Genomic DNA, 23,296 nt, shown 5'->3' with positions numbered 1-23,296 from the left:
TCGGTGGAGGGCCTGGACGGCACGTGGTCCGACGAGGCCGAATGGGCTGAGTTCGACGAGGTCGAATCCCCGGAGGAAGACGCGCCCGCGAAGCCGCAGCCGGTGCTGGCCGTGGTCGGCCGACCCAACGTGGGCAAGTCGACGCTGGTCAACCGCCTGCTGGGCCGCCGGGAAGCCGTCGTGCAGGACACCCCTGGCGTCACCCGCGACCGGGTGGCCTACGACGCGCTGTGGAACGGGCGCCGGTTCACGGTCGTCGACACCGGCGGGTGGGAGCCGGACGCCAAGGGGTTGCAGGCTTCGGTGGCCGCGCAAGCGGAGCTGGCGATGCACACCGCCGATGCGGTGCTGCTGGTGGTGGACGCCCAAGTCGGTGCCACGGCCACCGAAGAAGCCGTGGCGAAGGTGCTGCGCCGCTCCAAGCGGCCGGTCCTGGTGGCCGCGAACAAGGTCGACGACCAGCGCGGTCTTGCCGAGGTGCACTCGCTGTGGTCGTTGGGGCTGGGTGAGCCCTACCCGGTCAGCGGTCTGCACGGGCGCGGTTCCGGCGACCTGCTGGACGCCGTGCTGGAGGTGTTCCCGGAAACCCCGCGCGAGGTGTTCGGCGCGACCGGCGGGCCGCGGCGGGTCGCGCTGGTCGGCAAGCCGAACGTGGGCAAGTCGAGCCTGCTCAACAAATTGACCGGCGAGGAGCGGTCGGTGGTGCACGACGTCGCCGGTACCACCGTGGACCCGGTCGACTCGCTGGTGGAGCTGGACGGCGAGGTGTGGCGGTTCGTCGACACCGCGGGCCTGCGCAAGCGCGTCCGGACCGCCAGCGGCACCGAGTACTACGCCTCGCTGCGCACCAAGGCGGCCATCGAGGCGGCCGAGGTGGCGATCGTGCTCATCGACGGTTCCGAGCCGTTGAGCGAGCAGGACCTGCGGGTGCTGTCCATGGTCGTGGACGCCGGTCGGGCGCTGGTGATCGCCTACAACAAGTGGGACCTGGTCGACGACGACCGGCGCCGCCAGCTGGAGAAGGAGATCGACCGCGAGCTGGTCCGGGTGCGGTGGGCAGAGCGGGTCAACGTGTCGGCCAGGACCGGTCGGGCGGTGGCGAAGCTGGCCCCGACGCTGCGCACCGCGCTGGACTCGTGGGACACCCGCGTTCCCACCGGTCGGTTGAACGGGTGGCTTTCCGAGCTGGTCGCGGCCAATCCGCCACCGGTGCGCGGTGGTCGGCAGCCGAAGATCCTCTTCGCCACCCAGGCGCAGACCAGGCCACCGACGATCGTGCTGTTCACCACCGGATTCTTGGAGGCCGGGTATCGGCGGTTCCTGGAGCGCAAGTTCCGCGAGACGTTCGGATTCGTCGGGTCTCCGGTGCGGATCTCCGTTCGGGTGCGGGAGCGCAAGGCCAAGGGCCGTCGCTGATCACTGTCCGCTCGGGTGGTGTGTGCGCTGCGTTTACGCGGCACCGCTAGTCTGCTGGCGACCCTCGGAGCAGGGGAGGTGACCCGAGAGGTGCGGGCTGAGGACGGCGGGGGACCGATCCGAGTCGTGCTGGCCGACGACGAGGCGATGCTGCGGCGGGGCTTGCGCGTGCTGCTGGAGGGCGACGACACGATCCGGGTGGTCGCGGAGGCGGGCAACGGCGACGAGTTGCTGGCCAAGGTGCGCGCACACCGCCCGGACGTCGCGCTGATCGATGTGCAGATGCCGGGCAAGGACGGGTTGACCGCGTTGCGGGACCTGGGTGCGTTGCCGGATCCGCCGGTGGCGGCCGTGCTGACGACGTTCGACCTGGACGACTACGTCTCCGACGCCCTGCGGTTCGGGGCGAACGGGTTCCTCCTCAAGGACGCCGACCCCGCAGTGCTGGTTCGGTTGCTGCCCAGGTTCCGCAGCGTGCGCGACAACACCCACGAGATGCATCTGGTGCGGGGCCTGTCCGGGCGGGAGCAGCAGGTGCTGCACCTGCTGGGCGACGGCCGGTCCAACGCCGACATCGGTGCGCGGCTCGGGTTGACCGAGGCGACGGTCAAGAGCTACGTCTCGACGGTGTTGAGCAAGCTCGGCGCGCAGAACCGGGTGCAGGCCGCGTTGATCGCGCAGCGCGTGGCGGGTGATGCGCCGTGAGTCCGGCGCGGTGGCGGCAGTTCGGGATGGAGGTGCTGGTCGTCGGGATTCCGGCGATCGCCGTGCTGTTCGCGCACGACCACTTCGGATACGCCCTGGTGTCCGGGCTGGTGGGGGCGGCGGTGCTGCCGCTGCGGCGGCGGTGGCCGCGCGTCGCGGTGGTCCTTTGCCTGCCCGCGATGGTTGGTGGCCTGGGGTGGGCTCCGACGATCGTGGCACTGTTCGCGCTCGGTCGGGCGCAGCCGCGGATGAAGCCGCTGGTCTTCTGGGTCTTGCTGGCGTCGGTCGTTGCCTTGGCTCCGGTGTTGATCACGCAGTCGCTCGGGGTGGGTGCGCTCGTCCTGACGGTGGCGTTCGTGCTGCTGGCCGCCGGTGCGCCGGTTGCGTTGGGAGCGTTGGTGGCGTTGCGGCAGCAGTTGGCCGACAGCCTGCGGCGGCTGGAGGAGGCGACCGAGGCCGAACTGCGCGCCAAGGCCGAGATGGCGCGTGCGGATGAGCGGGCCCGGATCGCGCGGGAGATCCACGATGCCGTCGGGCATCACGTCACGTTGATCGCGGTCGAGTCGGCGGCGTTGGCGACGACCACCGCGGAGCGGGGCGTGAAGGAGACCTCCGTGCGGCTGCGCGGACTGGCGAAGCAGGCGCTGGAAGAGATGCGGGCGACGCTGGGCCTGAGCACGGCGGGCCAGCCGACCGGGTTGGACTCGATCCCGGACCTGGTCGGGCAGGCGCGGGCGGCCGGGGTGGACGTGCAGCTGTCCTCCGAACTCGGCGACGAGCACGACGTGCCCCCAGCCGTGGAGCGCGCCGCGTACCGGGTCGTGCAGGAAGCGCTGACGAACGCGTCCAAGCACGCTCCTGGCGCGGGTATCCGGGTGCGCCTGGCTCGTTGTGACGGTTCGTTGCGCATCGTCGTCAGCAACGCTGCACCCTGCGGTGAGGCCGTCGAGGTCGGTAGCGGCGGCTCCGGGCTGGCGGGGCTGTCGGAGCGGGTGCAGATGGCTGGCGGGCGGCTGAACGCCGGACCGTCCGAGGACGGCGGCTTCGAACTGGTGGCCGTCCTGCCGCAGCTGCGCTGATCCGTATCCTGGGGCCGACGCCCGGCGTTGATCGACCGCGTGAAATCAGAGCTTGTGGAACGGAGCGCGCATGCGACGTCTTCGGTTGCCCGGCGGGCAGGAGCTGCCGGTGTTGGGGCAGGGCACCTGGGGAATGGGGGAGCGGCGGGCCGAGCGAGCGGCGGAGGTCGCGGCCCTGCGGCACGGGCTGGATCTCGGGCTCGGGCTGATCGACACCGCCGAGATGTACGGCAGCGGGGGTGCCGAGGAGGTCGTCGGCGCGGCGATGGCCGGGCGGCGCGACGAGGTTTTCCTGGTCAGCAAGGTGTACCCGCACAACGCCAGCCGACGCGGAGCCGTCGAGGCGTGCGAGCGCAGCCTGCGGCGGCTGGGCGCCGATCACCTCGACCTCTACCTGCTGCACTGGCGTGGCAGCACGCCGTTGGCGGAGACGCTGGACGCGTTCGAGCAGCTGCGCGCCGACGGCAAGATCCGGCACTTCGGAGTGAGCAACTTCGACCCCGACGACATGGCGGAGTTGTTCACAGGCGAACTCGGTCGGCAGTCCGCCACGAACCAGGTGCTCTACAACCTCACCCGGCGCGGGATCGAACTCGACCTGCTGCCGTGGTGCCGCCAGCACGCGGTGCCGGTGATGGCCTACTCCCCGATCGAGCAGGGGCGGCTGCTGGGCGAGCCGGTGTTGCGGCGGGTCGCCCAGCGGCACTCGGTGACCCCGGCGCAGATCGCGATCGCCTGGGTGCTGGCGCAGGACGGCGTGTGCGCGATCCCGAAGGCCGCCACCCAGGAGCACGTCGAGCAGAACCGAGCGGCGCTGGACATCGAGCTGTCAGCCGAGGACCTCGCCGAGCTCGACGCCGGTTTCCCGGCGCCGCCGCACCCCGTGCCACTGGAAATCCTTTAGCGAGCCAACGATTTGCGCAGGAAGTCGACCTGCAGCAGCAAGAGGTTCTCGCTGGTGGTCTCGTCGGTGGGCATGTGGCTGACACCGGCCAGGGGCAGCACGGTGTGCGGGCGCGCAGATGCGGTCAACGCGGCGGACAGCCGCAGCGAGTGCGCTAGGACGACGTTGTCGTCCACGGTGCCGTGCACGATCAGCATCGGCCGCTCCAGCTTGTTGGCGTCCCGCAGCAGCGAGTTCACCTGGTAGACCTCCGGGACGACGTTGGGATCACCGAGGTAGCGCTCGGTGTAGTGGGTGTCGTACAGCCGCCAGTCGACGACTCCGGCGCCGACGACCGCGGCGTGGAAGACGTCCGGGCGGCGCAGCACGGCCAGCGCGGCGAGATAGCCGCCGAAGGACCAGCCGCGGATGGCGACCCGGTCGAGGTCGAGCTCGGGGTGCTGCGCGGCGGCCGCGTGCAAGGCGTCGACCTGGTCCTGCAGCGGCGGACCGGCGAGGTCGCCGGCGATGGCCCGGTCCCAGTCGGGGCCGCGACCGGCCATCCCGCGACCGTCGGTGACCAGCACGGCGAAGCCCTGGTCGGCGAACCACTGGGAGGTCAGGTAGCCCTGTTGCCGGGACAGCACGCGCTGCGCGTGCGGACCGCCGTAGGGGTCGACGAGCACCGGCAGCGGGCCGTCGGCCGGTTGGTAGTCGTTGGGGAGCAGCAGGGCGCTGCACAGCTCGCGGTCGCCGAGGCGCAGCAGCCGGACGTTGACGTCCAGATCGGGGATTTCGGCATTGCTGCCGATCTCGGCGACTTCTCGCGCACCGCGCAGCACCCGCACGCGGGTGCGCGGTTCGTCCAGCGTGGACGTCGCGACCACCAGCACGTCGCCGGAGCGCGTTCCGGTGTGGACACCGGGCTGCTCGGTCACCTGCTCGGCACCTTTCGCGGTGACGCGGTAGAGGTGGACCTGCGTCGGGTCCTGCTCGGAGGCGGAGATCAAGATGTCCTCGCCGACGTCAAGGACGGCTCGGACCTGGAGGGGAGCCCCGGTCCACGGCTGATCCCCGACGACGAGCCGGTACGCGCCGTCCGAAGCGGCGATGCGCACCAGGCTTCCGTCCGGGGTCCAGGCGGGCCAGCCGGGTTTGATCTCCACCCAGTGCGGGTCGGTGTCGCGGTGCACCTCGCTGGTCCGCCCGGTGGTCGGGTCGATGTCGAGGACGAGTTGGGTGTGCTGGTCGCGGGTTTGCACCGCGATCAGCGGACGACCGTGCTCGGACCAGTGCGCGGTGACGAAGTAGGGCTGGGCCTGGCGGTCCCAGTCGACGTCCACCCGGCCGCCGTCGAGGCCGACGACAGCCAGCGACACGTCCGCGTTGGCGGTGCCCGCGGCCGGGTAGCGCATCGGGGTCGGTTCGCGCGCTGGGTCGGCCGGATCGCCGAGGTACCAGTGCCGCACCGGGGATTCGTCCACTCGCGCCACCAGCAGCAGCGAACCGTCCGGGGACCACCAGTAGCCGCGGTGCCGGTCCATCTCCTCGGCGGCGATGAACTCCGCCGCGCCCCAAGTGATGTTCGGGCCGTCTGGTTCGACCAGCGCGCGGTCGTCGGAACCGTCCACTTCGATCACCCGCAGACCGCCACCGGAGAGGTAGGCGATCCGCTGGCCCGTCGGGTCCGGCCTGGGGTCGGCCACCGGGTGCGGCACCGGCAGCTCGCGGGTGGTGCCCGCGGCGACGTCGGTGACGAACAGCCGACCGGACAGGGTGAAGGCGGCCATCCGGCCGTCCCGGTCGGTGGCGTAGCCGGTGATGCCGCCAGCGCGTTCCCGCGCGCGTTCCCGGCGGGCCTGTTCCGCCGGTGACACCTGGTCTTCGGCCCGCAGCGCGGCCGGATCGGCGAGCATGCGCTCCTGACCGGTGTCGGTGTCCAGTGCCCACAGGGCGTTGCTGCGGTCGGTGCCGCTGGCGGAGCGCAGGAAGAGCACGGTGGCACCGGCGGTGAAGTTCCGCGGTGCTCCCAGGGTGAAGCCCTGCGTTCGGGCGCTGCGGCGGGGAAACGACGCTGACGGCATGGATCCAGCCTGCCATTTCCGGTTCGGCCAAGTGTCGGCAGGTGTCCGCCGAACGTTGGCACCACGTTTGGTGAGAGTTGGCTCGCGTTGCGTGACGGGGCCGGGTCATCCCGGCTTTCCGCCATCGGGTGACAACAGGTTTCGATGCCGCGCGGACGGATTATTCGCCGGTGTGTCGGGAGGGGGTGCGGCAGGCACCGAATCCTACGGTCGACGCCGATTCGTTTGGCCCGCAGCGGCTTCCCGGTTCTCGTGGGAGTCGACCGACACTGGATGTGACCTGCCATGTACCTCTCGATGGTGGTGCCGTGCTTCAACGAGGAGCACGGCCTGCAGCGCTTGCACGACGCGCTGGTCGCGGCGCTGTCCGGACGCGTCCGAGATTACGAGGTGATCTTGGTCGACGACGGCAGCACCGACCGGACGCTGCGCGAAGCGCGCCGGTTGGCGGCGCTGAACCCGCGGTTCCGCTACGTGTCGCTGAGCCGCAATTTCGGGAAGGAATCCGCGATGCTGTGCGGTTTGCGGCACGCCAGGGGGCGCCGGGTGGCGCTGCTGGACGCCGACCTGCAGCACCCGCCGGAGCTGCTGCGGCGGATGCTCGTGCTGCTGGATTCCGGCTACGACCAGGTTGTCGCGCGGCGGAACCGCGATGGTGAGCGCCGTTGCCGGTCGACACTGTCCAAAGTGTTCTACTGCGCCGCCGGTCGGCTCATCGACGTGCGGTTGCAGGACGGTGTCGGTGATTTCCGGGTGCTCTCGCGGCGGGCCGTCGACGCGGTGCTGTCGTTGCCCGAGTACCACAGGTTCTCCAAGGGGCTGTTCGCCTGGATCGGGTTCGACACCGCCTACGTGTCGTTCCGGAACGCGCCGCGGGCCGCCGGTGGTTCGAAGTGGAGCTTCGGTGCGCTGGTGAACTACGGCATCGACGGGCTGACCTCGTTCAACAACCGGCCGCTGCGGATGTCGATCTACCTGGGCGTGCTGGTGGCCGTGCTGGCCGGTGCCTACGTGCTGTTCGTGGTGGTGAACACCGTTGTGGACGGTGTGCACGTGCCCGGATACGCGACGTTGCTCGCCGGGATCGTCGGACTGGGCGGGTTGCAACTGCTCTTCCTCGGGGTGCTGGGCGAGTACTTGGGCAAGAGCTACTTCGAGGCCAAGCGCAGGCCGCACTACCTGGTCAAGGAGACCAGCCCGGAGTTCCACCCGCAGGCCCGCGAACGCCGGTTGCACCCGGCGGCCGAGCTGGCTTCGTAGGGGGCGTGATGTGGCGCAGGATAAGCCAATCGGAGCTCGGGCGGTTCGCGCTGGTCGGCGGCGCGAACACGACCGTGCATTACACCGTCTACCTCGCCTTGTGGTTGCTGCTGCCGTACCTGTTGGCGCACCTGGTCGCGACAGTTGTGGCGATGCTGTGCTCGTACCTGCTCAACTGCCGGTTCACCTTCGGGGTGTTGCCGAACATCCGCTCGCTGCTGCTGTTTCCGCTGTCGAACCTCGCGATGATCGGCTTGAGCACCGCCACCGTTGCGGCGTCCGTTGCGGTGTTCGGAGTGGATCCGCTGCTCGCGCCGGTCGCGGCTGGCCTGGTGGTGGTGCCTGCGACGTTCCTGCTGAGCAAGGCAGTGCTGACCGAGCGGTTGCCGCGCGGTGATTGGCGCGGCGCGGTGGCTGTTGGGGTGATCATTGCTCTGTTGAGCCAGATTCCGGTGTTGGTGAACCCGTCGTTCTACTTCTGGGACGACAGCGCCGCGCAGTTCCTGCCGATGTGGCACCGGCTGGGGGAGCGGCTGCTGGCCGGTGACTGGCCGCTCGGCCTGGACGTCGACTCGTGGATGGGTGGGAACCTGGCGGCCGAATCGCTGTTCGGCATCTGGAATCCGGTGCACCTGCTGGATTGCGTGCTGGTGGTGTGGCTCGGTGATCTCGCGGTGGCGGCCACCGTGGTGAAGACCCAGTACCTCGTGACCCTCGGCATCGGAACGCTCTTGCTCTGCCGTGACTACGGGGCCAAGCAGGGCGTCGCGTCGGTGCTCGCGGTGGCCTTGCCGCTGTCCGGATTCGTGCTGTACTTCCAGGCCGCCACCTGGGCGGGCGGCCTCATGGGCTTCGCCTGGCTGCCGTGGGCGTGGTGGGCGCTGCGTCGTGCGATAGCCGGTCGGGTACCGGCGTTCGTGCCGTGGCTGTGCTGCTTCTTGTGCGTCTCCGCCGGTGATCCCTACGGGGTTCTGGCGTTGTGCGGGGTTTTCGCGGGGCTGCTGGTCGAAACCGGTCGAGGTTGGCCGCGTATCCGGTGCCTGGCGTTGGTGGGCGTGACCGTCGGGGCGTGCTTGCCGCTGATCTTCTTCCCCGTGCTGGCGACTTCCGCGGTGGGGTGGCGGTCCGGGTACGAGTTGTTCAACATCGGTCAATTGGTGCCGGGCATCGGTGACCTGTTGAACGCTTCGATGCCCGCCTTCGTCCCGCAGATCCTGTCCTTCGGCGCCTTCCGGATGTCCGTGCCCGCGACCTATTTCGCCTGGTTCGCCATCCCGCTGCTGGCCTGGCTGGACTGGCGGTCGGCCGGTGCGGCGTGGCGGCGCTGCGGCTGCGCCGTCGTGCTGGCGGTTTGCTATTTCCTGCTGTGCCTCGGGCCGTCCAACGTGTGGCTGTTCCGCTGGCCGCTGCGGCACGTGGCAGTGCTGCACCTGGCGGTGGCGGTGCTGCTCGCGGTGGCGCTGTCGCGGGGGTTGCGCACCGACCACTTCAGGGTGCGGCTGGCGTGTTCGGCCGGATCCGTGCTGCTCGGCGGGTACCTGTCGTTCGCGGCATGGCCTGCGCAGGCACCGAAGCACTTGATGTCGTTGGGCGTGATCGCAGTTCTGCTGGCCGCTGTCCTGATCTTGCGGCGCACGCAGGTGATGGTCGCCGTGCTGCACCTGGGCACCGCCTGTGCCCTCGTGCTGCAGATGTACTGGTTCCCGGCCAACCGGGACGTCGCGGTCTACAACTTCCCGGCTGATGTCACGCAACTCCGGTCCCGCTACGCGGAGTTTCGCGGTGGCACCGTCGTGCAGGTGGCCGACCGCAACCTGATTCGGCCAGAGCAGATCGCCTCCGGCAGTGCCTGGTCCGACCTGCTGTTCGGCAACATGCCCGCAGCGGCTGGGGTGGCGAGCGTGGTCTCTTACACCGGAATCGGTTACGACGCCCTGCACACCCGACTCTGCCTGAGCTACTACGGCGCGACTTGCCCGCAGGCGTACGACCGCCTCTGGCAGCCGGACAGCTTGGCCGACCAGCTCAAAGCCGCGCATGTCGTGGTGCAGCGCCGACTTCGCGACGTGTCCGAGGCTCCTGCGGGCTGGCAGATCTCCCGGCGGAACGAGGATGTCGTGGTGCTCAGCCGGGAATCGGCACCGCCGTGGCCGCGTGGACGGCTCAGTGTCAGCCGAGGCGTGCAGGTGCTCGATGACGTGCAGCACGGGCAGCGGCACGAGACAGTGCGTTTCGGCAGCACCAGAGGGCAGCCGGAGTTGGTCTTCGCCCGTCTCGCATGGCCTGGTTACCAGGCCACAGTGGACGGACGTCGGATACCGATCGGCTGGACGGATGCGGGGTTGCTCGTCGTGCGCATCCCGCCTGGCGTCCAGAACGGCACGCTGACGCTGTCCTGGCGCCCGCCCGGATTCACCGCTCAGCTCCTGCTGGCCTGCGCGGGTGCGCTGCTCGCGATCGCGCTGTCCCTCGTTCCGCTGCGCGCGGGGAGGCCGTTGTGCTGAGAGGTTTCGTCGCGGTCGCCACGGCCTTGCTGCTCGCGCTGCTCGCCAGTCCGGAGGCTGCCGCGCAGGTGCGTTCACATGTGCAGGTCGTGGCGCATCCGGATGATGACATCCTGTTCATGAACCCCGATCTGGCCATCTCGATTCGTTCCGGCGCGACAGTGACGACGGTGTTCCTGACGGCTGGGGAGAGCGACGTGCGGCCCACCGCGAGGTATGCCGCGCAGCGGCAGGCCGGGGCTCGCTCGGCGTTCGCGACGATGGCCGGGGCGTCCGACGCCTGGGATCGCGCCGCGCTCTCGCTGCCCGGCGGGCGACAGGCAGAACTGCAGACGTTGCGCGAACGACCACGAGTGCGGCTGGTGTTCTTGAACCTGCCGGACGACAACGATCCGCACGCGCTCGGTGGCAGGCAGGCGCTGACCAGACTTTGGCACGACGAGACCGTGCAGGTCGCGACAGTTCTGCCGGAGGGTTCGGTGCTACCGGGCACCAGCAGCTACGACCGAGCCGCAGTCACAACTGCGTTGGCCCAGCTCTACCGGCAGTTCGCGCCGACGATCGTGCGCACGCACGACCCCGAACCGGACGTTCGATACCAGTCGCAGTGGGGGAAGTACCACAACCATCCGGACCACGTGATGTCCGCGCGATTCGCCGAACTTGCGATGCCAGCAGCCGGGGCTCGTTCGGCGCACCTGGTCCACTACCGCGACTACAACATCGCGGACGCGCCGCCGAACCTGCCACCGGAGATCGTCGCGGACAAGCGGGCGATCTTCGAGCGCTACGCGGTGCACGACGCCGTGGTGGGGTTGGACGAGCCTTATGCGACGTGGCTGCGAAGCATGCGGCACCGCTGGTCCTGGCGGTCGAACTGGGTCACGACCGGTCGCGGCGGCCAGGTGACCTGCGTCTTTGTGCGGGGTGGCAGGTTGATCAGGGCAACGGGATCACGGGAGTCCATTGTGGATACTCCAGGATTCGTGCCGCGGGACGGCTCGGTGGTGTTCGCGGACTCGGACACGCTGCTGGCGCAGGACCGGCATACCGGCACGATCTTCCTGAAGTGGAAGGACAGCCGGTGGAAGTCGCTCGGAGCCCCACCGGCCGGAGGGCAATTGACGCAGGTTGGACCGCCAGCGGCGACCGTGACACCGGACGGGCGGACGCTGGTCGCGGTCCGCAACGCCAGTGGTGGTGCGAGCATCCGGTTCACCGACCGGCCCGGATGGATCGACCTCGGCGGCACCGGGGTCGACGATGTCGTGTCAGTGCTGGTCACGGGTACCGGTGTGCACGTGCTCGCCGCTGGCCGGGATGCGCTGTTGCACTGGCGGCTGGACGACGCAGGTCGAGGCGAACTCGTCGCACCACCGGAGGCCCACCGCCCGGTGGGTGCCATCGCGGTGGCACGGGGCAGCCGAGCGTTCGTGGCGTTCCGCGAGGCGGCCACCGGACACCTGGTCGTGCTCGGCGAGCAGGCGGGATGGTCGGTGGTCGCCAGGATCGACACCACGACCACCTCTGATCCTGCGCTGGCAGTGGTGCGGAACGCGGGCCGGGACACCCCGATCGTCGCGGCCCGCGACGGAACAGGCCGCATAGCGGTGTTCGGACCGATGAGGACCGTCCTACCTGGACAGATCGTCGGCCAACCCGCCTTCACCCCGGACGGCCACCACCTGGTCGCGCTCGGCGACGACGGCCGAACGCGCGTGGACGAGGTGAAGGGCACCTTTCACCAAGTAAGTTGGTAAAAGGTGCCCTTCACCTCTCGCCCGAACCGGGGGGAGACGCACCGCTGCGCGACACCCGTCCAGGAACTTACGCCGGGGATTGCACCGTCGCGGCGGGCTTCGACGAGCGCTGCTTCAACCGCTGTTCGCCCGGGTCGCAGTCGTCCTTGACCTTCAGGCTCAGGAACGCCACCGCGATGTACATCAGGCTGAACGCGATGGTCACCCCGCCGCCGCCGACCAGCGGATACAGGATGGTGACCACGACCGGGCCCACGAACGCCGCGCCACCAGCACCGAAGTTGAGCACCGCCAGCGCCGAACCCTTGTCCTTGGGCGCGACCATCGAGGGCATCAGCGCCGACAGCGGCACGAAACCGGCCAGCAGGACACCGTAGACGACACCGCACGTGGCGGTGACCGCGAAGCTCTGCGAGGCCACGGCGGCGAAGAACCACAGCGGCGTGGCCACGGCACATCCGACGCACCCGAACCAGGTGATCGTGCGGCGCCAGCCGAAGCGGTCGCCGAACACGCCGAAGAACAGGTTCGCGGCGATGTTCGCGCCGTAGGCGATGGACGCCAACGCGGCCACCTCCGCGACGCTGAGGAAGCCACCTCCGGGGGCGGCCGGACCGAAGGTGAACGGGAACATCGCGAAGAACCCGTACTGCGGCGTGGTGTTGACGATCCGGATCAGGCCACCGGCCAGCGTCCGGCGGTCCCGCCACAGGATGTCCACGCCCTCGATCAGCCGCTTCAGACTCCGTGGGTTCGCCACCGTCTCATCGGCGATCGGCTTCAGGCCGTGCTCCTCGCGCACCGCGAAGCAACCGATCAGCACCCCGACGGTGACCAGCACCAACGACAGCACGAGCGTGCCGTACAGGCTCATGCCGAACGGGCCGATCGCCAGCGCGGCCACCGCGGCGCCGAGGGTGGGCAGGCCGCCGGTGAAAGCGAACCAGAACCAGCCCGCGACCGAACCGCGCATGTGGGTCGGGCTGGCGACCTGCGCCCACACCAGGAAGGCGAACGCGAACAGCGGGTAGGCGAAGCCGCGGATGCCGTAGGTGGCCACGATGAACGTGGGGTTGTGCGAGGGGATCGCGGCGAACAGGAACAGGATTTCGAACGCGATCCACCACGCGCCGCCGAGCCACATGACCCGCCGCGGTCCCCAGACCGCCGAAAGCGTCCCGGAGAACCAGGCCGCGATCATCACCGCGACGCCGTAGACGGTGACGGTGGCGAACGAGGCCACCGCGCCGGGCAGCCCGCCGCCTTCGGGTTGCTGCAGGTAGTCCGACAGGTAGGTGGTCTCGACGCCGTCACCGATCATGAAGATCAGCACGGCGACGAAGCCCCAGAACAGCTGCCTGGGAATACCGATGCGGTCGAGTCTGCTCACCGGCCGTTTCGGCTCGGCATCCGCTGTGGTCTGTTGGGACATCACTGTCTCCAAGGATCGGAAGTTCCGGTGCGCATCACCTGGGCCTGGTACGTCGAGGACGAACCAGCCGCACCGGGCAAGGTGCCGACTATCATGCACCCTGTTCAGATTAACGCGCAAGACGTTAATTCGTCGCAATCCGATGTGAAGACCAATAGCCTGGTCCGGCCGGGGTCAGCCCGCCTAGTCCGCCGGGGATAGGTGGACGTTGGTCTGCTCGCGCATCGCCTCGACGAGCTCCGGGTCCAGGGCGCCCGCGAGCAGCACGTGGTCGAAGGCGCTCACCGGGGCGAACTGGTGCAGCGCCGAGCGGGCCACCTTGCTGGCGTCCATCATCAGCACCTTCGTCGTCGCGCTTGCCAGCATCGCCCGCTTGACCAGCACGATCTCCTGCTCCTGGTGGTAGGTCAGCTGCGCGTTCATCGCCGAGGTGGACAGGAACACGATGTCCACCGAGAAGGTGCTGATCATCTCCTGGCAGGGCAGTCCGAGGTAGGAGTCGTGGGTGCGGGAGTACTCGCCGCCCAGTCCGATCAGCCGGATGTCCGGCACGTCGCGCAGCGTCTCCTGCACCTGGCGGTAGTTGCTGACCACGGTCAGCGGGCCGACCTCGGGCAGCAGTCGGGCGAGCGAGAGCGCGGTGGTGGAGTCGTCCAGCATCACCGACATCCCCGGCGTGATGAACTGCAACGCGTCCTTGGCCAGCGCTTCCTTCTCGGCGGTGTGGGTGTGCAGCCGGAAGTCCGAGCTGCTCTCGAACACCGTGGACGGCTGGGCGGAAACCCCGCCGTGGAACTTGCGCAGCAGCCCCCTGGTGACCAGGTCGTCGAGGTCGCGGTGCACCGTCATCAGGCTGACGCCGGTCAGCTCGGACAGTTCCGCGGCGCTGGCGAAACCCTGCCCGACCACGTGGTCGATGATCTTCTGCTGGCGCAGGAGCCGGGGGGACTGCTTCTTCGGTGCGGACGCCATGCCGTCATCTTGCCTGGTGACTCGCCGGAAGTGACGCGCGGACGCACAACAGCGCTGAACTATCACTAGACGGGTGACAATTAACGTCGGTCATGTTAATTTGACCTGGCAAACGAGTGGCGGGAGGTACAGATGACCCAGTCCGAGGGGCCGAACGGCACCCACCGCGCGGTCGTTTTCGACATGGACGGCGTCCTGGTCGAAAGCGAACACCTGTGGGAGCGGGTGTGGGCCAAGTTCGCCGCCGCTCGCGGCAAGACCTGGACCGCCGCGCAGACCCGGCAGGTGCAGGGCATGAGCGCCCCCGAGTGGTCGGCGTTCCTCGCCGACTTCAGCGGAGCCACCGAATCCGCCGCGACGACCGAGCGCGTCGTGGTCGACGACATGATCGCCGCGCTCGACGGCGGTGAGATCGAGCTGCTGCCCGGCGCGGCGCTGATGGTCACCGAAGTCGCCGATCGGGCTCCGATCGCGCTCGCCTCCTCCGCGCCGCGTCGACTGATCGACGCGGTCCTGGACCGCCACGGGCTGACCAAGTACTTCTCCGCGACCGTTTCCAGTGCCGAGGTGCCCAAGGGCAAGCCGAGCCCGGACGTGTACCTGTCGGCCGCCGACAAGCTCGGCCAGGACCCCAGCGACTGCCTGGCGGTGGAGGACTCCAGCAACGGGTTGCGCGCCGCCGCAGCAGCGGGGATGACTGTGGTGGCCATCCCCAACTCGGACTACCCGCCAGCCGAGGACGCCCTGGCCAAAGCTGGCTACATCGCCAACGACCTGAACGACGTGCGGCTGCACCTGGTGGGCGCCCTACCGGAGCCGGTCGGGAGCTGAAACCGCGGGCGCCAGCCGAAGCAAGGAGACAAAGGAGTCCTAATGACCAGCGTTCTGGCCGCAGGTGACCACTTCGTCGCCCCCGAAGTGTTCGTCGACGCCGTGCGCCGCAGCGTCGATGCGCACGACCTGCAGTTCAGCACCCTGAAACTGCCTTGGCCGGTGGAGCCGTTCGGGCCGGTGGGCAACGTGCAGGAGGCCAGCGGCACCGAGCAGCAGTTGCTGGACGCGCTGGGCGGCGTCGAGCTCGCCGTCACCCAGATGGCGCCGTTCACCGCGGATGTGCTGGCCGCCAGTCCGGAGCTGGAGTTCGTCGGGGTGTGCCGCGGCGGCCCGGTGAACGTGGACCTGGCCGCGGCCACCGAAAATGGTGTGATCGTCAGCTACGCGCCGGGGCGCAACGCGGCCGCGGCCGCCGAGTTCGCCATCGGTCTGATCCTGGCCGCGTTGCGCCGGATTCCCGGCTCCGACGCGGAGTTGAAGGCGGGCAACTGGCGCGGCGACTACTACGCCTACGACAACGCCGGTATCGAACTGGCGGGCTCCACGGTCGGCCTGGTCGGATACGGCGCGATCGGCAAGATCGTCGCCCGAGTGCTGAAAGCCTTCGATGCGCACGTGCTGGTGTCCGATCCGTTCGTGCGGGCCGAGGACGCCGCTCGCGACGGTGTCGAGCTCGTCGAGTTGGAGGTGCTGCTGCGGCGCAGCTCGGTGGTCAGCCTGCACGCGCGCCTGACTCCCGAGACCAAGAACCTGCTCAACGCCGACAACCTCAAGCTGCTGCCGCAAGGCGCGGTGCTGATCAACTCGGCGCGCGGCGGGCTGCTCGACTACGCGCCGCTGCCGGATCTGCTGGAGTCGGGCCACCTCGGCGCCCTGGCCGTGGACGTCTACGACATCGAACCGCCGCCGCGCGACTGGCCGCTGTTCGACGCACCCAACGTGATCACCACCCCGCACCTGGCCGGGGCGACCCGGCAGACCGCGCACCGCGCGGCCGAGATCGTGGCCGGTGAGCTCGCCCGGTTCCGCAACGGGCAACGGCCGCGGTTCGTGGCCAACCCGGACGTGCTCGGCAAGTTCGAGGGTCTGCGGCCATGATCATCGGAGTCGACGTCGGCACCTCGGTCACCAAAGCGTCGCTGCTCGACCGCGACGGTTCGGCGCTGGTAACGCACAGCATGCGCAGCACCTTGCAGCGGCTGCCCGGCGGCCGGGTCGAGCAGGACCTCGAAGAGGTCGTCGACTCGGTGATCCGGGTGGTGCGCGAAGTCGCCGCCACCGCCGAGCAGGTCGGCGGCCTGGTCGAGGCGCTGGCCATCACCGGGCAGGGCGATGGGCTGTGGTTGCGCGACCACCAGGGCCAGCAGGTTGGCCCGGCGATCTCGTGGTTGGACGCCCGCGCGTCGGGACTGTTGGACCGGTGGGCGGAATCCGGTGTGCAGCGGCAGGTTCACGCGCTCACCGGGTCCGGGATGTTCCCCGGTTCGGCTGGTCCGCTGCTGGCGCACCTCGCCGAGCACGCCCCGGAACGGTTGGCGCGGGCGGCAGTCGCCGGGTACTGCGTGGATGCGATCGTGCAGCGCTTCACCGGCGAGATCACCGTGGACGCATCGGATGCGTCGCTGCCGTTCCTGGACGTGCCGACCCGCAGCTATTCGCAGGAGGCGTTGCGGGCCTGCGGGGTGGCGGAATACCGCAGGCTGCTGGCCGAGCCCGCGCCGCCGAACAAGCTGTTCGCGCTGGACGGCAGGAGCGCCAAGGAATTGGGACTGCCCGCCGGATTGCCGGTGTCGGCCGGACCGTTCGACTTGCCCGCGTGCGCGTTCGGCGCCGGGGTCAGCGATGTCGGCGACGGCAGCCTGGTGATCGGCACGACGTTGGGCTGCCAGGTGCTCCGCGACGAGGTCGACATCGACCCGCACGGCGAGGTCGCGGGCATGTGGCTGGCAACGCCGCTGCCGCAGCGGTACCTGCGGGTGATGCCCGCGATGGTCGGCACCGCCAACCTGGACTGGGTGCTGAACGTGGTCGGCAGCCACGTGGATCAGCTGGAAACGTTGCTGGACAACAGCAAACCCGGTGCCGGTGGCGTATCGGCGCTGTCGTTCCTGTCCAGTTCCGGCGAACGCGCGCCGTTCGTCGAACCCCATGCGCGCGGCCAGTTCACCGGCCTGTCGTTGGAGACCACGCAGGCCGACCTGGTGCGCGCGATGTGCGAAGCGGTCGCCTACGCGGCGCGGCACAACCTGGAGTCCGCGGGCCTGACCGGTGCGGTCTCGGCGTGCGGCGGTGGCGCGCGTTCGGCGGCGTGGAGCCAGATCTTCGCCGATGTGCTGGGCCGCCCGCTGCACGTGCCGCACGAGGAAGGCGTGGGCGCGCGTGGCGCGGCGATGACCGCATGGGATTCGCTGGGCGAACCGGTGGACCGCGAGCAGTGGGCGGCGGCCCGGCGGACCGTGGTGCCGCACCCGAGCGCCGTGGAGTTCTACGAACGCGGTTACCGCGAATACCTGCTCTCGATCGACCGCGCCCGCCCGCTGTGGGGCGCGAGCTCCCGACGTGGTGCTGAGGAGACGTGAGATGACGCGCTTGTACGACGACCCGGCGTCGTTCACCGAGGACATGGTGACCGGTTTCGTGGCGGCGCATTCCGACTACGTCCGGCAGGTGCCGGGCGGCGTGGTGCGTGCGAAGCGCGCGCGGCAGGGCAAGGTCGCCGTGGTCACCGGCGGCGGATCGGGGCACTACCCGGCGTTCTGCGGGGTGGTCGGGCCGGGGTTCGCCGACGGCGCGGTGATCGGCAACATCTTCACTTCGCCGTCGGCCGACGATGCCTGCTCGGTGGGCCGGGCGGCCGATCGCGGTGCCGGGGTGGTGTTCTCGTTCGGCAATTACGCGGGCGACAACATGAACTTCGGGCTGGCGGTGGAACGCCTGGAACGGGACGGGATCCGCGCGCACAACGTGGTGGTGACCGACGACGTGGCCAGTGCCCCGGCCGCCGAGCAGACCAAGCGCCGGGGCGTGGTCGGCGACTTCGTGGTGTTCAAGATCGCCTCGGCGGCGGCCGAGGAGGGCTATTGCTTCGACGAGGTGGTGCGGGTCGCCGAGCACGCCAACGCGCGAACCCGCAGCCTGGGCGTGGCCTTCGACGGCTGCACGTTGCCGGGGCAGGAGCGGCCGCTGTTCGAGGTGCCGGAGGGCCGGATGGGGCTCGGGCTCGGCATCCACGGCGAGCCCGGTGTCTCGGAACGCGATCTGCCCTCCGCCTCCGAGCTGGCGAAGCTCCTGGTGGACGGCCTGCTCGCGGAGGCCCCGGACACCGGAAGCCGTCGGGTGACGGCGATCCTCAACGGCCTGGGCGCCACCAAGTACGAGGAACTTTTCGTTGTCTGGGGCAGGGTGTCCCGACTGCTTGCCGAGGCCGGGGTGGAGGTCGTCGCGCCGGAGGTCGGCGAACTGGTGACCAGTTTGGACATGGCGGGCTGCTCGTTGACGCTGACCTGGCTGGACCCGGAACTGGAGCGGCTGTGGCAGGCACCGGCCGACACTCCCGCCTACCGCAAGGGAAATGCCGCACTCGCCGAGTCCGATGAGTCCGATGAGGACGATGAACTGCCGGTGGCGCCGGAGCGGGTGACCGTGGTGGCCCCGCTGGAAGGCCAGGCGACCGCCACGCTCGTGGTGAAAGCCCTGCACGAAGCCGCCGATCTGTTGCACGACAAGGAAGAGGAGCTTGGCCGTCTCGACGCGATCGCTGGCGACGGCGACCACGGCCGGGGCATGACGCGCGGCAGCGCGGCGGCAGTAGCGGCCGCCGACGAGGCCGCAGCACAGGGCGTCGGTCCGGCTGCGGTGTTGGTCGCCGCCGGTGACGCCTGGGCGGCGAAGGCCGGAGGTACGTCGGGAGTGCTGTGGGGCGCGGCGCTGCGATCGTTCGGCGACCTGCTGCCCGACCACCGCGCGGCGGTGGCCAATGACCTCGCCGCGGGCGCGTCGGCGGCGCTGGCGGCGGTGCAGCGGCTCGGGCGAGCGGAACTCGGCGACAAGACGCTGGTCGACGCGCTGGTGCCATTCGTCGCGGAGTTGCGCAGTGCTGTCGAGGCGGGCGCGAGCGGTGCCCAGGCGTGGCGGCAGGCCGCGAGGGTGGCGACCAAGGCCGCCGAGCAGACCGCGGAGCTGCGGCCCCGCACCGGACGTGCCCGGCCGTTGGCCGAGCGCAGCCTCGGTTCCCCGGATCCGGGCGCCACCTCCCTGGCGCTGGTGCTCAACCGGATCGGGGACGTGCTCGCCGGGGACGGAAAGGACGGAGAATCGTGACTGAGCAGAAGCCGTTTCGCATCGTGGTCGGCTCCGACGACGCGGGACTGCAGTACAAGGATGCGTTGAAGAAGGACCTGGAGAACGATCCGCGAGTGGCCAGCGTGGTGGACGTGGGTGTCGGCACCGACGAGCACACCGCCTACCCGCACGTGGCGGTCCACGCCGCGCGGCTGGTCGCCGAAGGCGAAGCGGACCGGGCGCTGCTGGTGTGCGGCACCGGGCTCGGGGTGGCGATCAGCGCGAACAAGGTGCCCGGAATCAGGGCGGTCACCGCGCACGACAGCTATTCGGTGGAGCGATCGGTGCTCAGCAACAACGCCCAGGTGCTGTGCTTCGGCCAGCGCGTGATCGGCTTGGAGTTGGCGCGCAAGTTGGCCTCGGAGTGGCTGGACCACCGGTTCGACGAGGCTTCGCCGTCGGCGCAGAAGGTCGCCGCGATCAACGGCTACGAGTCGGCGTCGGATGCCTCCGGCGTCGCGTGCTGAACGAGGGATGAAGTGAGCAGTTCGCGACTGGCCGACCAGCGCGGCGAGGTCATCGCCATCGCCCGCCGGATGACGGCGGACCGGCTGGTGGTCGGCACTTCGGGCAACGTGTCGATCCGCTGCGGCGATCTGGTGGCGGTGACGCCCTCGGGCGTCGACTACGACGCTCTGCGGGTGGCCGACATCCCACTGGTGGACCTCAACGGCGAGGTGGTGGAGGGCGATCTCAAACCCACCTCCGAACTGCCCATGCACCTGATGGCCTACCGACGGCACGACGCCGGGGCAGTGGTGCACACGCATTCGCTGCACGCCACGGCGTTGTCCTTGCTGCGCAACGATGTTCCGGCGGTGCACTACCAGCTCGCGGACTTCGGCGGTGCCGTTGCGGTGGCGGAGTACGCGACCTTCGGCAGCGACCGGCTGGCCGAGGTCATGTCGGAGGCATTGCGTGGACGAACCGGCTGCATCCTCCGCAACCACGGGACGATCACCATCGGCGCCAGCCTGTCGCAGGCGTACAACCGGGCGAGGCAGTTGGAGTGGCTGTGCGAACTCTGGCTGACCGCGAGCCGCGTTGGTGATCCGATGCTGCTCAGCGATGCGGAGCTGGCTCGCTGCGCGGACCTGTTCGCGGGCTACGGCCAGCAGACCCGTCGTTCTCAGCCAGGCGCTGCCGGGTGATGTCTGCCCGTTAACCCTGTGGTCATCGCAGGTCAAGTGCGTGCAACACGGCTCGTGAAGCATGGTGGCATGACTTCCAGACAGCATCGCCACGGGCACGGGGACTGGACCCGCGAACTCGTCGAGTTGGCCGCGCTGTTCCTGGCTGCGGGGGCGGCGAACCTGTTCGTCACCGGCCTGCACAGCCAGGTGCGCGGATCGCTGGTGCTGCTTTGCACGGGCGCCGTTCTGCTGGTCGTTGCCGGTGGTCGCTGGTGGTGGCGGCGACAGCATCCACCGGCCGCGCCCGTCGCGGGGCCGGTTCCGGAGGTCGTGAACGTGCCGCAGACGTTGTGGCGGCTGCGTGCGTCGGTCACCGACACGCCCGGCCGGTTGGCGAGGCTGGCCGGTGGGCTGGCCGCGCTCGGTGCGGACATCCGGACCATGCAGGTGCATCCGGTGGCCGGTGGCGTGGTGGACGAAGTGTTGTTGCACGTGCCGACGCGGGTGAGCCGGAAAGAGCTGGTCGAAGCCGTCGAGACGGCCGGTGCGCGGGACGTGACCGCGACGCGTGCGGATGTCCGCGAACTAGACGACGTGCCGACCCGGACCGCGAACCTGGCCATCGACCTGGTCAACGGTCGGACCGATCTGGTGCGGGCGCTGCGCGCCCTGGTGGGGCAGGTGGAAGTCCACTGGCAGGAGGAGCCGGAATCGCCGCTGGAGGTCGGTTCGTTCACCGGTGGCGCGATGTGCCTGGCGGATCCCGGCGGCGGGGTGCTCGTGCTGGAGCGGCCGGATGGCTCGTTCACCCCGGCGGAGTTCGCACGGGCGCGGGCGATGGCGGAGTTGGCCGCGAGTTGCCGGGCGCGAGTGCGGCCGGTCTCGGACACCGCGCGCACGCCGGGCGGAGCGGACCTGACGATCCGGGCAGCGGACCGGGCGGATGTGGAGCTGGTCGCGGCGTTCCACGCGCGCTGCTCCAGCGCGGCCCGCTTCCGCCGCTACTTCAGCCCAGGCCCGGCGCAAGGTGAGCGCGGTCTGCAACGGCTGCTGACTCCGGCACTGGGCCGATCGCTGCTGGCGTTGGCGCCGGACGGCGACGTGGTCGGCATGGGGAACCTGATGTACGACGACGATTCCGGTGAACTGGCGCTGCTGGTCCGAGACGATTGGCAGCGGCGGGGAGTGGGGACGATCGTGGTGCGAAAGCTGATCGAGCAAGCTGAGCAACTGGGCCTAGGCACGCTCACCGCGCACACCCACGTGGACAACACGCCGATCGCGCGCACGCTGCGCGCGGCAGGTATGAAGCTGGTCGGAGCGCCAGAGCCAGGCGAGTGGAGCTGGTCGCTAGACCTACGCCCGAAAACCACCGCACTACCGTAGCCAGAGGTGCCCACAGTGGACTGTGCTCCGCACTCGATCGGGTGTGTGAGCGACTGTCGCTGGAGATGGGCCGCGCACGGATCGCTGCGGGAATCCGCCCGCTCCTGCTGCGTGTTGCGACAGGTCAGCCGAGCTTTTCGGCCAGTAGCGGTGCCACGGTGTCCAGGGTGTACGGGATGCTGAGCACCGTGTTGTGCGCCATTGCGATGCCGGTTTCCACGGACGGCACCGTGATCACATCGCCGCGTTTGGCCACGTCCAACCTCTGGAACAGCGGATCGGTCGCGAGTCGTTGCGTGTCGCCACCTTGGTCGATGACCACCAGCACACCGGAGTCCAGCAGGGTGGTCTGCTCGGCACCGATGTCCAGGTAGAACTTCTTGCCGTCGTCCAGCGATTGCAGGCCCGGCGGGAGCTTGATGCCGAGTGCGGTCAGGAACTGCCCGCGCGCGTCGTTGCGCCCGTAGACCCAGTAGCCCCCTCGGGGGTTGAGCAGCAGCACAGCGCCGGTGGCCTGGGCGAACTGGGGATGTTTCGCGGCGACCTCGTCGAGCCGGGCCTGGGTGGTGGCGATCAGCTGGTCGGCCTCCTGCGGTTTGCCGACGGCTGCGCCGATCATCCTGGTGGCGTCCTGCCACGGAGTGGCGAAGTCGGCGAACCCGGCGGGCCGCACGATCGTCGGCGCCACCGAGGAAAGCCGGTTGTACAGCGCGTCGTCGACCGCCGCGTTGATCGCGACGATCAGATCCGGCTGCAGTTCGGCGATCTTCTCCAGATCGACGTCGCCTTGGCTGGGCAGCTGCACCGGTTGGGCGCCGTGCAACCGGTCTTTGGCCCACGAGCCCGGACCCGGCATGTCGGCCCATGGACGCATCGCAATCGGCACGACACCCAGCGCCAACAGCGGGTCCACATCGGAGAACCCGAGCGCGATCACGCGTTGCGGACGCTTGGGGATCTCGGTGGTGCCGTGCGAGTGCGTGATCGTCACCGGGAACGCACCATCCGCGCTCGGCGCGTTGCCCGCGGCGGGTTCGGTGTCCGCGCCGCAGGCGGCGACGAGCAGCAGCACCATGAACGCGCCGACCACCGCGACCGCACGACGCCGCACTCGCGGCACCAGGTTGAACATGGACCTACCTCGCAATCCGGGTCGCTTAGCCTAGCCTAAGTTAACCGACTGCGACGAAAAGTCCAGGCCCCGCTGAACTGGGATGTTGTGATTAACGACTCGCCGCTGCGCAGCACGAGTCCCGAGAAGCCCGTCATCGAAAGCGCTCTGCGTGTCAGGAGGTCGGCACCGCGGGTAAGCCCTCAGCCGATGCGTGCCGCGGGCGGCAGAGCCGCCGAGTCGCCCTTGGGCCATTGCACCGGTTCGGGGCCGAGTTCGGTCAGTTGGCGGACCTGCAACGCGCACCACGGCGAAACGCCCGCGTCCCCCGAGACCACCTCGGCGCTGAACTCCTTCCAGTTCACCCAGCGGGCTTCGGCGACTTCCGCCGCGTTC

At 69.7% G+C, this 23,296-nt stretch carries 18 protein-coding genes and 1 pseudogene; 14 read left to right on the top strand and 5 right to left on the bottom strand.

The window, feature by feature from the left end; genetic code table 11:
• Positions 1-3: 3 nt before the first annotated feature.
• From der to MOQ72_RS35825, 4 genes are all read left to right on the top strand, one after another.
• A complete protein-coding gene (gene der, locus MOQ72_RS35840) occupies positions 4-1,416 on the top strand; it encodes a ribosome biogenesis GTPase Der (protein ID WP_242190299.1) in 1,413 nt (470 codons plus the stop codon).
• A gap of 78 nt (positions 1,417-1,494) precedes the next feature.
• Entirely contained in the window at positions 1,495-2,121 is a 627-nt protein-coding gene (locus tag MOQ72_RS35835) for a response regulator transcription factor (protein WP_308198039.1), read from the top strand.
• Complete coding sequence (locus tag MOQ72_RS35830) at positions 2,118-3,200, top strand: sensor histidine kinase (protein ID WP_242190276.1); 1,083 nt, start codon at positions 2,118-2,120, stop codon at positions 3,198-3,200. The genes MOQ72_RS35835 and MOQ72_RS35830 overlap by 4 nt, the downstream gene beginning before the upstream one ends.
• A 70-nt stretch (positions 3,201-3,270) precedes the next feature.
• On the top strand, positions 3,271-4,104 hold the full coding sequence (locus MOQ72_RS35825; protein ID WP_242190275.1) for an aldo/keto reductase: 834 nt from the start codon (positions 3,271-3,273) through the stop codon (positions 4,102-4,104).
• Here the strand turns inward: MOQ72_RS35825 and MOQ72_RS35820 are convergent.
• Positions 4,101-6,167, bottom strand: coding sequence for a S9 family peptidase (locus MOQ72_RS35820; protein WP_242190274.1), 2,067 nt, complete (start codon positions 6,165-6,167; stop codon positions 4,101-4,103). The two genes, MOQ72_RS35825 and MOQ72_RS35820, sit on opposite strands and share 4 nt — an antisense overlap.
• 285 nt (positions 6,168-6,452) lie before the next feature.
• Here MOQ72_RS35820 and MOQ72_RS35815 point away from each other — a divergent pair, with 285 nt between their 5' ends.
• From MOQ72_RS35815 to MOQ72_RS35805, 3 genes are read left to right on the top strand one after another with little or no spacing between them, the layout of a single operon-like run.
• Positions 6,453-7,427: a glycosyltransferase family 2 protein gene (locus MOQ72_RS35815; RefSeq protein ID WP_242190273.1), complete on the top strand. Its 975-nt coding sequence runs from the start codon at positions 6,453-6,455 to the stop codon at positions 7,425-7,427.
• Between the two features lie 8 nt (positions 7,428-7,435).
• Complete coding sequence (locus MOQ72_RS35810) at positions 7,436-9,931, top strand: GtrA family protein (RefSeq protein ID WP_242190272.1); 2,496 nt, start codon at positions 7,436-7,438, stop codon at positions 9,929-9,931.
• The gene (locus tag MOQ72_RS35805) at positions 9,925-11,691 is read left to right on the top strand and encodes a PIG-L family deacetylase (RefSeq protein WP_242190271.1); all 1,767 of its coding nucleotides are present in this window, start codon (positions 9,925-9,927) and stop codon (positions 11,689-11,691) included. Before MOQ72_RS35810 ends, MOQ72_RS35805 begins: the two co-directional genes overlap by 7 nt.
• 67 nt (positions 11,692-11,758) lie before the next feature.
• Here the strand turns inward: MOQ72_RS35805 and MOQ72_RS35800 are convergent, their stop codons facing one another.
• Both MOQ72_RS35800 and MOQ72_RS35795 read right to left on the bottom strand, forming a co-directional pair.
• Positions 11,759-13,123: an MFS transporter gene (locus MOQ72_RS35800; RefSeq protein WP_242190270.1), complete on the bottom strand. Its 1,365-nt coding sequence runs from the start codon at positions 13,121-13,123 to the stop codon at positions 11,759-11,761.
• Positions 13,124-13,306: 183 nt separating this feature from the next.
• Positions 13,307-14,095 (bottom strand): DeoR/GlpR family DNA-binding transcription regulator, encoded by a 789-nt coding sequence (locus MOQ72_RS35795; RefSeq protein WP_242190269.1) that lies wholly within the window; start codon positions 14,093-14,095, stop codon positions 13,307-13,309.
• Positions 14,096-14,227: 132 nt separating this feature from the next.
• On the opposite strand from MOQ72_RS35795, the gene MOQ72_RS35790 reads away from it, so the two are divergent.
• The 7 genes from MOQ72_RS35790 (at position 14,228) to MOQ72_RS35760 (ending at position 21,789) form a co-directional block, all read left to right on the top strand.
• A complete protein-coding gene (locus tag MOQ72_RS35790; RefSeq protein WP_242190268.1) occupies positions 14,228-14,926 on the top strand; it encodes an HAD family hydrolase in 699 nt (232 codons plus the stop codon).
• A gap of 42 nt (positions 14,927-14,968) precedes the next feature.
• A complete protein-coding gene (locus MOQ72_RS35785) occupies positions 14,969-16,027 on the top strand; it encodes a 2-hydroxyacid dehydrogenase (protein WP_242190267.1) in 1,059 nt (352 codons plus the stop codon).
• The gene (locus MOQ72_RS35780) at positions 16,024-17,508 is read left to right on the top strand and encodes an FGGY-family carbohydrate kinase (RefSeq protein WP_242190266.1); all 1,485 of its coding nucleotides are present in this window, start codon (positions 16,024-16,026) and stop codon (positions 17,506-17,508) included. The genes MOQ72_RS35785 and MOQ72_RS35780 overlap by 4 nt, the downstream gene beginning before the upstream one ends.
• 1 nt (position 17,509) lies before the next feature.
• The gene (locus MOQ72_RS35775; protein WP_242190265.1) at positions 17,510-19,249 is read left to right on the top strand and encodes a dihydroxyacetone kinase family protein; all 1,740 of its coding nucleotides are present in this window, start codon (positions 17,510-17,512) and stop codon (positions 19,247-19,249) included.
• Positions 19,246-19,737, top strand: coding sequence for a ribose-5-phosphate isomerase (locus MOQ72_RS35770; RefSeq protein ID WP_242190264.1), 492 nt, complete (start codon positions 19,246-19,248; stop codon positions 19,735-19,737). Before MOQ72_RS35775 ends, MOQ72_RS35770 begins: the two co-directional genes overlap by 4 nt.
• A gap of 12 nt (positions 19,738-19,749) precedes the next feature.
• On the top strand, positions 19,750-20,421 hold the full coding sequence (locus MOQ72_RS35765) for a class II aldolase/adducin family protein (RefSeq protein ID WP_308198038.1): 672 nt from the start codon (positions 19,750-19,752) through the stop codon (positions 20,419-20,421).
• Positions 20,422-20,490: 69 nt separating this feature from the next.
• The gene (locus tag MOQ72_RS35760; protein WP_242190263.1) at positions 20,491-21,789 is read left to right on the top strand and encodes a GNAT family N-acetyltransferase; all 1,299 of its coding nucleotides are present in this window, start codon (positions 20,491-20,493) and stop codon (positions 21,787-21,789) included.
• A gap of 124 nt (positions 21,790-21,913) precedes the next feature.
• On the opposite strand, the gene MOQ72_RS35755 is transcribed toward MOQ72_RS35760, so the two are convergent.
• Positions 21,914-22,921: an iron-siderophore ABC transporter substrate-binding protein gene (locus tag MOQ72_RS35755; RefSeq protein ID WP_242190262.1), complete on the bottom strand. Its 1,008-nt coding sequence runs from the start codon at positions 22,919-22,921 to the stop codon at positions 21,914-21,916.
• Positions 22,922-23,103: 182 nt separating this feature from the next.
• Positions 23,104-23,296: pseudogene (locus MOQ72_RS35750) on the bottom strand (isopentenyl-diphosphate Delta-isomerase); the annotation flags it as partial.

Source organism: Saccharopolyspora soli (assembly GCF_022678645.1).
Lineage (GTDB): Bacteria > Actinomycetota > Actinomycetes > Mycobacteriales > Pseudonocardiaceae > Saccharopolyspora > Saccharopolyspora soli.
The sequence above is the reverse complement of the archived record's forward strand: the minus strand, read 5'-3'. Positions and strand labels throughout refer to the sequence as shown.